This window comes from uncultured Photobacterium sp. (genome assembly GCF_947039875.1).
Classification (GTDB): domain Bacteria; phylum Pseudomonadota; class Gammaproteobacteria; order Enterobacterales; family Vibrionaceae; genus Photobacterium.
Genome location: NZ_CAMRAN010000034.1, coordinates 32,401 through 42,116 on the forward strand (window position 1 = coordinate 32,401; position 9,716 = coordinate 42,116).

Sequence of the window (9,716 nt, forward strand, 5' to 3'; positions counted from 1 at the left end):
CTTGAGGTTGATCACATTAACTTTCTAAGCTGCCTGTGCGGCAGTGAACGTTGCAATTACTTGATCGACGAGACCAGCTTTTTTCTAAGCTGCCTGTGCGGCAGTGAACTCTGCATCAGTGGCCGCCTTAGAATCTGGTGTTTTCTAAGCTGCCTGTGCGGCAGTGAACCTAATAACGATGATAATGACTTGATTGTTGAGTTTCTAAGCTGCCTGTGCGGCAGTGAACATAGCGGCTTTTGATGTTGGGGGAATATCATATTTCTAAGCTGCCTGTGCGGCAGTGAACGCCAAGATATAAATTTCAAAGCGTGGATGAATTTTCTAAGCTGCCTGTGCGGCAGTGAACATTAACACATACCGAGAGAGATAACGTATCCTTTTCTAAGCTGCCTGTGCGGCAGTGAACGGTGATCTGCTTCAGGCGACTAGTGATGTTTCTTTCTAAGCTGCCTGTGCGGCAGTGAACGTTTAGACATTGGTAAACCGTTTAGTGGTGTTTTTCTAAGCTGCCTGTGCGGCAGTGAACTGAGCGACCAATAAAAGGATTTGCTTTGGATATTTCTAAGCTGCCTGTGCGGCAGTGAACTTTATAATGGCGTTATACCAAAGTGCCATGAATTTCTAAGCTGCCTGTGCGGCAGTGAACTATGACCCTCGCGCTGCATTGGAGTATGGAGCATTTCTAAGCTGCCTGTGCGGCAGTGAACAATACGGCACACAATTAGTCGTTGATTTAAGGGTTTCTAAGCTGCCTGTGCGGCAGTGAACGTCTATTATCCTCGGTTTTGCCAGGGCCTATTTTTCTAAGCTGCCTGTGCGGCAGTGAACTTTATGACTAAGATGTTAGTTAACTTCGTGCATTTCTAAGCTGCCTGTGCGGCAGTGAACTGAAGCTTAGCTATAATAAGCGATTGTTTAGTTTAAATAAAACCCAAAAAACCTCTTTTACCCCTTTTTTATTTTACACTTGTAAGTTATTGATTTTAAATAAAACTAATAAAGACTAAAAAAAAGGGTTAAATGAATACTCATCTAACCCATTATTGCTATTACGATTAAAACAGCACTTAAAATACAGGGATCGTTGCGGTGGCACTTAATCCATAGCTACTAAATACACCGTCCGTTGCATCACTAACTACCTTGCTATGTTCAATAAATACTCGCATAACATTCTGATTAGATAAGCTCTGAATTTGAACATAAGGCAACGTTAACTTACGCTCGGCTGTATCTGGAATCACATGAATCGCTTCATCAGCACTGATCCAACCTTTAGCAATTGAACGCTTACGCTTATTATTGGCACTTTTAGTCTGCACGCGTTTGACAGTCTGATAGCCTTTGATGTCACTCGGAATTTCTGTAATAGTCGTTACATGCGTGTAATCTCTTAGCCCTTTCAGCCAAGTATTCGCCATCATTTGTTCAAGTGCAGCTTGAGAACCATGTAAACGTAGCGTATCACCTAATGTTTTATACGAATCAGGAAAACTGATCCCCACAACACCATTACCTGCCGTGGCTAATTGGCGATGTAATTTTGCAAATAAGTTATTCATTAATACGGGCGCAGAGGTTTCTAAATCTGGCAGCACTTGAATATCAATATAATACAACATAATCGCTATTCTCCAAATACACCGCCGCGCACCAACATCGCCATCACATAATGTTGTTGCTCTAATTCAGGCGCTTTATCTTTTAATAACCAGTTATCTAATAAGTTATAGAAATCTGTTTTTTCTTTAGGCTGACGGTACGCTTTACCGCGATTAGTGACCGAGCCATAAGGTTCAACGGCAATCGGTCCAACTTCTTCTGTTTCAGGATGCCATGTATCAATGGTGCGTAATGCATTACCAATTTTTTGAGAGTGCATTGCCGCTTGACCATTTAGTTGATACAGATACTTACTCTTATCACCAGAGCCCGTATTCATGACTAATTCTTGAGATGGGAATACTGTTTGACCATGACCTAATTGTACAAAAGCAGTCACGGTTAATAAGGTTGCTTTTTCGCCTAATAAACCTTGCTCAATCACCGCTGATAATGCCGCTAAATCACCTTTTGCAACAGTAAATTGACGTAGGCTGTAATCTAAACTGTCAAACGTCCACTGTTGGTCATGGTGCTGTACTGTCACCATTACATTTTCTGCCCCAACGCGGTTACGCCATAAAAAACGACCATTAACGAGATTAGTAGCATAACGTGTTGCTAATTCTTTAAACCCATGCTCAGTAACATAGCCTTTAATCAATTGACTTAATGCCGCTTGGTAATCAGGGCTATTACACGTAGAAGGCACATTTAAATCGCCAAGCACACGCAACGTAAAGGTTAATTTAAGCGTATCGCAATCAAACGGTAACGCAGCATTATCTACCGTTTGTAAATTTGCCTTTTGAATTTCAGCATCTAATTTAGCCGGATCATTCGCTTTAGGCCCTTTCATACGATTAGAGATCGTACCGCGTACTGATTTCTCATTAACGACGATAGGCTGCCAATTGGCGCTAGTGGCTATTTCATTCCAATTACCCGCTGCCATTACGGCATCTGAGCAAGCCAATTTGCCTTCAAAAGCTAATACTGATGGTGTGGTTAACTTCGTTGTCATTGTATACATCCTTGGCTATTTAATAAGAAAAGTCGACATCTTCATTACTTTCAATAGAATGAATAGATTGTTGGGCGCGGCATAAGTAATACGGTGAACTATATTGATAACGCCATAAGATTTGATTAATAGATTCAACCCGACTCGGACTGCCTATCCACTCACCGACACTGTAAACCGCTTCAGTAAATGCAAATGGGGTTGTGTTATCACGAACATTCGCCACCTCTCCGGCAGCAAATACCTCGCTGATTTGTTTATAACCGATCATCAGTGGTACTAAATAACCACTTTGAGGCTTATTGACACGCTTCCACTGCCCTTGTTCTACATCTGGGTTATTACTTTCAGTAAGCGTTTCATAACGATAACGCAAGGCACTAAAATCGAGCCAATTCATGATTATATTTTGATCATTACTTTCATTATGTTGCTGTAGATAATCGCTACGATCACATAAAATAAACCCTGGTAACAATGGTCGTAAAAGTTTACGACAACCACTGGCCTCATTCGGCATTGGTTTAAATTGACACGCTTCAATATGGGTAATACGTCCACCAGCACAACGTTGACTTAATGCCAGCGTTTTTATGGCGTCACTGATAAGTTGTTCTTGGTCGCTGTTACCACCACTGAAACCTTTGCATTCAATTAATAACGACACACAAAGGTTCATTTTCCCTTCTTCAACAATAGGCGCTGTTTTACCGTCCTTCGCTAACGGATTACGGGTTAATGCAAAACCATAATCATCCCAATCACTGCCTCGATAAGCATGCACTTGATGTTGGTGGCACATCACTGCACAACCATCAAAGCTGATCCCATGTTGTGGCTCAATTTTGCGGGATAAAGCATGCACAAACCCTAAAAATTGAGTAATAGCAGGAAAACCATAAGTGAAACCTGCAATCGGATTTGCACCTTCAATGTGCATATTTTTAATAATAAATAAACTCATCGTCCTGCCTCACGAATAGCGTCATGACATAATGCTTGCCAATGCTGCAATGCTTCACTGCCTAACATTAATTGCTGCTGACTGGCCTTTTCTAAACGATTATTGAGCCATAAACCAAAATCACGACTAACCTCAGTTTGCCAATCACCGTTATAAAGATGACCCGCTTGTGGATCTAACCAGCATTGTTGCGCTTGAGACAATTCACTGGTTTCGCTCCAGCCACTCATATTGGTTTGATGGCTAACCGCCAAGGTTAAAATACTATCAAGGATTTGATCTGCTAATTGATCACGGCGTTGACGAATGCGGATATTGCTATCTAATGGTTTCACTTTGACTAAAAACTCAGCCAATAACTTAATTAGATAATAAGTATTACGTCCAACTTCGCGGCTATCAAACCAATTAACCCCAAACATCGGAGGCTGGTATTGGCTTTGCCAATCAGGTGCAGTGCAAGGGAATAAATAGGTTTTACCGTAACGTTTTGAATTTAATTGCGAGATATTCTGTGGTTTTGAGCCACCGCTAATAGTGACTGCTAAATCAGGGTAACGCACCACATCCATATCACTCGGTTGATTTTTCTTACGCGCATCTCTAGCGGCTTTCATCTCGTCACTAAAACGGGAATGTTGTACCTGATGAAATAACTCATGAGCTAAGGCTGATGAATATAACGGGCTAATAAGATGATATTGATTATCACCAATAGGGAAATAAATTTGTTTGGCTAAGGTATGACTACTGGGTGTTTTCACTTCTAATGCTTGACGTAACCCATCAGCCCACAATTGGCATTGTTCATCACAGCTTGCTAGAGGTCGTAAAACATGATCGTCCCCTTGCGACAAATAAACAGCAAGTGTGGCATCACCATCATCAAGTTGAAGTAACTTTGCCACATCTAATGCAGCAGCATTACCCACAGCATCCACAGCAGGTGCCACTATTGCTGAAGAATCAAGGTATGCCACATCAGCGCTAGAAGCTAATACTAAAATATTACTGCCTTTCGCACTACCATGAGTAAACTTCACCGCATGGGTTGCCAAGCTAATTTGTTTCGCTCTCACTGCGGCACTTGTCAGCCATGTTTGTACATTAAAATCTAGATAGGCTGTTTGAATCTGTTCGTTCAAGATCGCTAATTCACTTTCCGACACCCCATTTTTGACGTTCTTTTTCTTTTCAATTTCATCAAGTTTCGTTTGACGTCGTTGTTCAATATACGCTTGAATTAATGTGCTGATTTCGGTTTGCATAACCACTCCAGAGCCGAATTTCTTACGCCAAATATAAACCTAACCTCATAGGCATCAAGTCAAATATTATTACAATATGTTTTATCACGCATTTATTAAAATAATATTTACAGTTTCTAGAACTTCCCCTCAAAAATACCTAGCCACGGATGGTAATAAAATCGGGGTGTTTTATTCGAATCATTAAGATTAATACCACCAAACAATTCACTGATCTGCTCACTGTCTTTATCAAAGATGTCACTTAACTTGTCATACACTGCGCTGTATTGACAATCAAACCACGCTTGATTTCCATTCGCGATATTGTCTATCGCCGTAAGGTGAAACAGCTCGGTTTTATTTACAAAATCACCGCTATATTCATCACGCACTTTAATGCTCAGTGCTTGATCTTCATTATCGATAAAGAAATGGTATTCTGTTTGCGGTCGAAATTGTCTAAACCGTGTTTGGCTCTGATATTCGCCGAATAAGTGTAAATAAGGTTGTAACCACCAATATTCGACCTTTTTAGCGCTGTCTTTAAATAAGGTATAAATCAGTGCGTAGTGTTCTAACTCAATTAAACTAAATGGTGGCTTTAATGTTGTCGGTTCCATAAATCGTGGATAAGCAGAGATAACTTGATAATCATCAGCCATTAATAGCTGAGTCAGATCATGCTGATTTAACTGCAAATGGCCTTTATTTATGTCATTTTTTGGCTGTTCAAATCCTGGCTTATAATAAGCAACATCTGCACCTAATAACGCTTTAATATTTTTGCTTAATATCATAATATTTGGCGAATTAGGCACACATTGACGATGACGCTGAATACGCCCTGCCAGCTGAATAATCGACCGCATTGAACTGGGTTCAACCACAGCCCAATCATAATCATGATCGCGCCCAACTTCTGCCACTGCAGTGGCGACCACCACAAAGATATGATGTTGTTGAGGCTGTTGTTCTAATGCCGTTTTGATTTGAGGTAACTCTAATATCGCTTGTGGATCATTAGGATCGCGCATTAACACCGCGTCTAACTGTTGCTCTATATGCGCTCTGACTGCCATTGGATGTTGGCTATGATAAAAACAATAATGAATACAGGTATTATCTGGTGTCGGCATTGATAATAACGACTCACCCACCGCAATTAAGGGTTCAATATTTGCCATTCTCACTAAGCCAATCGAGATAGTTTTACCGTTTGGTGCAACTTGACGATGGCGTTCATCTAAGGTGTAAATCGCCTGCTGAATATGGCTTGATAGATAATTAACCGCATCGGTTTGCGTTAATTTTTCCGCATCTAAAGGCATTAACTCAGCTTGACGTAAGGGTAATGATTTACGGCTTAACGTTTTTGCGCGTTGGGTAATAAACTGCGTGTGTTGTTGTTTGAAATCAGCATCATCAATACAAGCTGATTGCATATTAAATTCATCAAACCAGCCACATTGTACTGTTGTTTCGGTAATGCCGTGGCTATGGTTATATTGCTGACGACCATGAGAATAGGCTTTAAATAACGCAGTAATTAATGACGGTGCTAACGTCGCTGATGACAATAATACCCGTGAACCTAACATACCAGCCCAATGCACTAAACGGCATAATGCGGGTAAATCTTCTAAGCCAAAATCATCAGGCTCATCAAGAATCAGATCCCCTGTAAATAATCGCAACATAGGTGCAATTTGCTGTCCGCCACGCGTACCTTCTGTGGCTGGCATTAAATAATCAATGGTACTCACCGTAATCGGCGCACTGACCAATTTATGAATAGTTGGTTTTTGCTTGAGCCACTGACTAAGATGACCATCATCAAGACTACCGTCATAACTGACATACATATGCTCTGAAAATAGTGTTTCCGACTCACTGCCTGTTTGTTGCTCTTTTGCTTCTTGCTGGGTTGTGAGCTTACTTTCATGAAGATCTTTAACCGCTTGCGATCCAACTAATACCGCTAAATCATCGCTATCCAGTTTTAAACGTTCTTTTAGTGCATCCCCTGTTTGTAGGGTTAATGTACGTAGTCCCAAAGCAATGCTAAATCGACAGCCTTGTTGTTGATTGGCTAAGCCATACATAATTCGCGCATTGGCAAAGGTTTTACCACACCCCGTTGACGCCATATTGACCCCAAAGAATCCGTGAATCTCAGAAATATCACGCACAGAACACGCCAGATCATAGGCTTTATCTTGCCAGCGGAATTTATTGATTGTAGTACGTTTTTTAAATAACGAATGCCGAGTAATCGCAGGTAAACTCAAGCGTAATTTTGGTAAGCCTAAGCTTAATCGATAGGCTAACTGCGCTACTCCGATATTATGCTCATCTAATTTTTGTTTTAATTTCCCCGTTTTACGATCGGTATTTGCATAAGCTTTGTAGAGAGGATCTTGCCAAGCAATAACAGGCTGACTTGAGGAATAACAGTGATCAGCAAGCATTAAACATAATCGTGCCATGTGCAGTGGAAATGCGTTCTCACACCGCCCAAAATTACGTAAATTAGGATGTGCTAATGCCCGTTTCGCCAATTGTTGGGCTTTGTTTTGCCATGTTTGACTTTGCAGTGGGATGCCATGAGGGAAAATAAAGTTATCCGCTATTTTTGCGATTAACTCAGGGTTTTTATGATTTTTTGCATTCCACTCTGGGCACAGTTTTTGTTCTAACCAATAAGATGATTCAGCAATAGCCGGATCATATCCTGACAATTGATAAGTCGGTAAACGATGATGAGAAACAATTAACCATCCAATCGTTTTTGCTAATTCGGTTAAGCCAATAAACGGTGACAACGCTGGGGTATATTGCACATCATTAACAATCTTGCTAATTTTTTCCGGTGATAAATCGGCTAATTCTGTTAACCATTGATCATCGGTTTTATTCTTTGCAAATGCTTGAAAAACCAACAACGATAGCCATTCATGCCGTAATGGCTCAGCAATACGCCCTTTGCCCGTTAGTTTATGTTGAAATAAGCTGTTAGCTTTACCTACATCATGAAATAAACCCGCAAGCGATGCCATTAATGCAACGGCATAGTTACTTTGCCAGCCATTTTCATCTTCCGAACGCAGAATATTACGCTCAGTGGTATTTGTGGGTACTGTACCCTGTTCATTAAAACGACGTTTATTACCGACAATCCACATTAGTTCGGTATTATTTGCGCCTCGAATCCAATGGCAAGCCACCGCAGTATTCCGCCTAGCGGTTTGCTTTAACAACTGACGTAATGTTTTTAACCCTTCTAAGGTAATCGGCGTTTGCCATGTGCGATCACCTTTACGTTCTGCAAATTGATCCAGCACTTTACGGGTTTCATCAAGGGCTTTTTTATTACATTGAGAGATAAGAAGAATATTCATTTATAATTTTGCAACCGCTTGTGCTGTGTCTTTAATGGCATCGATCATCACATCTAATGCATTGGCTTTTCTAAATCCATTTAGGCATCGTTGCCGAAATTCTTGCTCATCATCCCCGGCCATTGCGGCAATAAACGCATTCGGTAGCACTATCGCATCTTTAATTAAATCGGCAACATCAAACACTAATCCGCCACGACGGGTTTTACCGTGTAGAACAGCTAATCCATGAGGTAATCCGATAACCCAACACGCGGTTGCCCCTAAGCCATAGGCTAAATAATTACCATGATCTAAAAAGCGATTAGCAATATCGGTACTATTACCCCGCGACGAACGGGTAAATTCACCATATTTCACAGTATTAACCGCAAGTTTATATAAAGCTTTGGTCATGACAGCTTCTAATAACAATAAATCAGTGCTGTTCTGGCAATGACTGAGTTTATTTTCAAACGCCGATAAAATATGGTTCAGTTTGTCTTCTTCAATAATGAAATGATTATCACGCTGCATGGTTGCTGATAACCACACTTTCTTTATTTGCTGTAATCGTACCCGTTGAAAAAGTATCGCGGCTTCTAAGCGTTTAGCGTCATCAAACCAAAAACTGACCCACCATTGAAGATATTCTGTTGGTCGATATTCTGATTGTGGTGTTAACCAACTAACATCAGGCTCTACTTCATTAGCTGAAAATAAGGGTGTCCCGCCACCACCGCAAAAACCCACCAGCACCCCTGCTTTTGCTAATTCGCGCATTGCGGCTTGAGTAATCGATGTGCCTGTTCCGAGCATTATGGCGGTCGTGTTTGCTATGGGGATATTCCAATATAAAGATTGCTTACCTTCGTCGGTGACATATTCAACCCGCCCACCATTCACTAACACGCGACAATGCTGCAAATAATAAAGATTGGCACGTTTAGAATGAATAATCGTTTTTAGCTCACTCGGTGTGAAAGACTTAGCGCACATAGCAATCACCAACAATAAAAAAACGAATTATATACATAATGCGTATAATTCGTTTAGAGTGTAATCACAAATACCCTTTTTTATTTGGCACTTATTCAAACCATATAAAACAACAACTTAAAATATCAGTTTAAAAAAGGGTTTTTAGCGAGGATTTGTGGTTTAGCTTTTATAAGCAATCACTTATACTAATTACGCTTCAGTTCACTGCCGCACAGGCAGCTTAGAAAATTAACCCATGACGTGTTGTTGTATGATGCGGGTTCACTGCCGCACAGGCAGCTTAGAAAAGTTGAGCGCGAACCAGAAACAATCAATCTACGTTCACTGCCGCACAGGCAGCTTAGAAACGTTGATGGATCACCAATAAAGTATTTTAAGCGTTCACTGCCGCACAGGCAGCTTAGAAATTCAACGGTTGCTAACTTAACGCCTAAATATTGTTCACTGCCGCACAGGCAGCTTAGAAACGTTGATGGATCACCAATAAAGTATTT

6 protein-coding genes and 2 CRISPR repeat arrays (1 of these 8 running past the window's edge) are annotated in these 9,716 nt (G+C 40.8%); all 6 genes read right to left on the bottom strand.

The annotated features are described in order from the left end of the window. A CRISPR array of direct repeats spans positions 1–891; the repeat unit is 28 nt; unit sequence TTTCTAAGCTGCCTGTGCGGCAGTGAAC; it begins 939 nt to the left of the window's first position. Between the two features lie 179 nt (positions 892–1,070). Then, positions 1,071–1,625 (bottom strand): type I-F CRISPR-associated endoribonuclease Cas6/Csy4, encoded by a 555-nt coding sequence (cas6f, locus tag Q0V26_RS12520; protein WP_297481970.1) that lies wholly within the window; start codon positions 1,623–1,625, stop codon positions 1,071–1,073. A 5-nt stretch (positions 1,626–1,630) separates the two neighbouring features. Then, positions 1,631–2,629: a type I-F CRISPR-associated protein Csy3 gene (gene csy3, locus Q0V26_RS12525; protein WP_297481971.1), complete on the bottom strand. Its 999-nt coding sequence runs from the start codon at positions 2,627–2,629 to the stop codon at positions 1,631–1,633. A 19-nt stretch (positions 2,630–2,648) separates the two neighbouring features. Then, on the bottom strand, positions 2,649–3,593 hold the full coding sequence (gene csy2 / locus Q0V26_RS12530) for a type I-F CRISPR-associated protein Csy2 (protein WP_297481972.1): 945 nt from the start codon (positions 3,591–3,593) through the stop codon (positions 2,649–2,651). Next, positions 3,590–4,861, bottom strand: a complete 1,272-nt coding sequence (gene csy1, locus Q0V26_RS12535) for a type I-F CRISPR-associated protein Csy1 (protein ID WP_297481973.1) — start codon at positions 4,859–4,861, stop codon at positions 3,590–3,592. The genes csy2 and csy1 overlap by 4 nt, the downstream gene beginning before the upstream one ends. 116 nt (positions 4,862–4,977) lie before the next feature. Then, positions 4,978–8,241 carry a type I-F CRISPR-associated helicase Cas3f gene (cas3f, locus tag Q0V26_RS12540; RefSeq protein WP_297481974.1) on the bottom strand — a complete coding sequence of 1,088 codons (3,264 nt, stop codon included), beginning with the start codon at positions 8,239–8,241 and terminating at the stop codon, positions 4,978–4,980. Next, positions 8,242–9,219, bottom strand: a complete 978-nt coding sequence (gene cas1f / locus Q0V26_RS12545) for a type I-F CRISPR-associated endonuclease Cas1f (protein ID WP_101769135.1) — start codon at positions 9,217–9,219, stop codon at positions 8,242–8,244. Between the two features lie 202 nt (positions 9,220–9,421). Further along, positions 9,422–9,689: direct repeats of the CRISPR family, unit length 28 nt; unit sequence GTTCACTGCCGCACAGGCAGCTTAGAAA. Positions 9,690–9,716: the final 27 nt, after the last annotated feature.

Bases quoted from the DNA above. Each gene is read 5' to 3' on its own strand.
- csy1 (WP_297481973.1), bottom strand. From the start codon at position 4,861: ATGCAAACCGAAATCAGCACATTAATTCAAGCGTATATTGAACAACGA.
- cas6f (WP_297481970.1), bottom strand. From the start codon at position 1,625: ATGTTGTATTATATTGATATTCAAGTGCTGCCAGATTTAGAAACCTCT.
- csy3 (WP_297481971.1), bottom strand. From the start codon at position 2,629: ATGACAACGAAGTTAACCACACCATCAGTATTAGCTTTTGAAGGCAAA.
- cas1f (WP_101769135.1), bottom strand. From the start codon at position 9,219: ATGTGCGCTAAGTCTTTCACACCGAGTGAGCTAAAAACGATTATTCAT.
- cas3f (WP_297481974.1), bottom strand. From the start codon at position 8,241: ATGAATATTCTTCTTATCTCTCAATGTAATAAAAAAGCCCTTGATGAA.
- csy2 (WP_297481972.1), bottom strand. From the start codon at position 3,593: ATGAGTTTATTTATTATTAAAAATATGCACATTGAAGGTGCAAATCCG.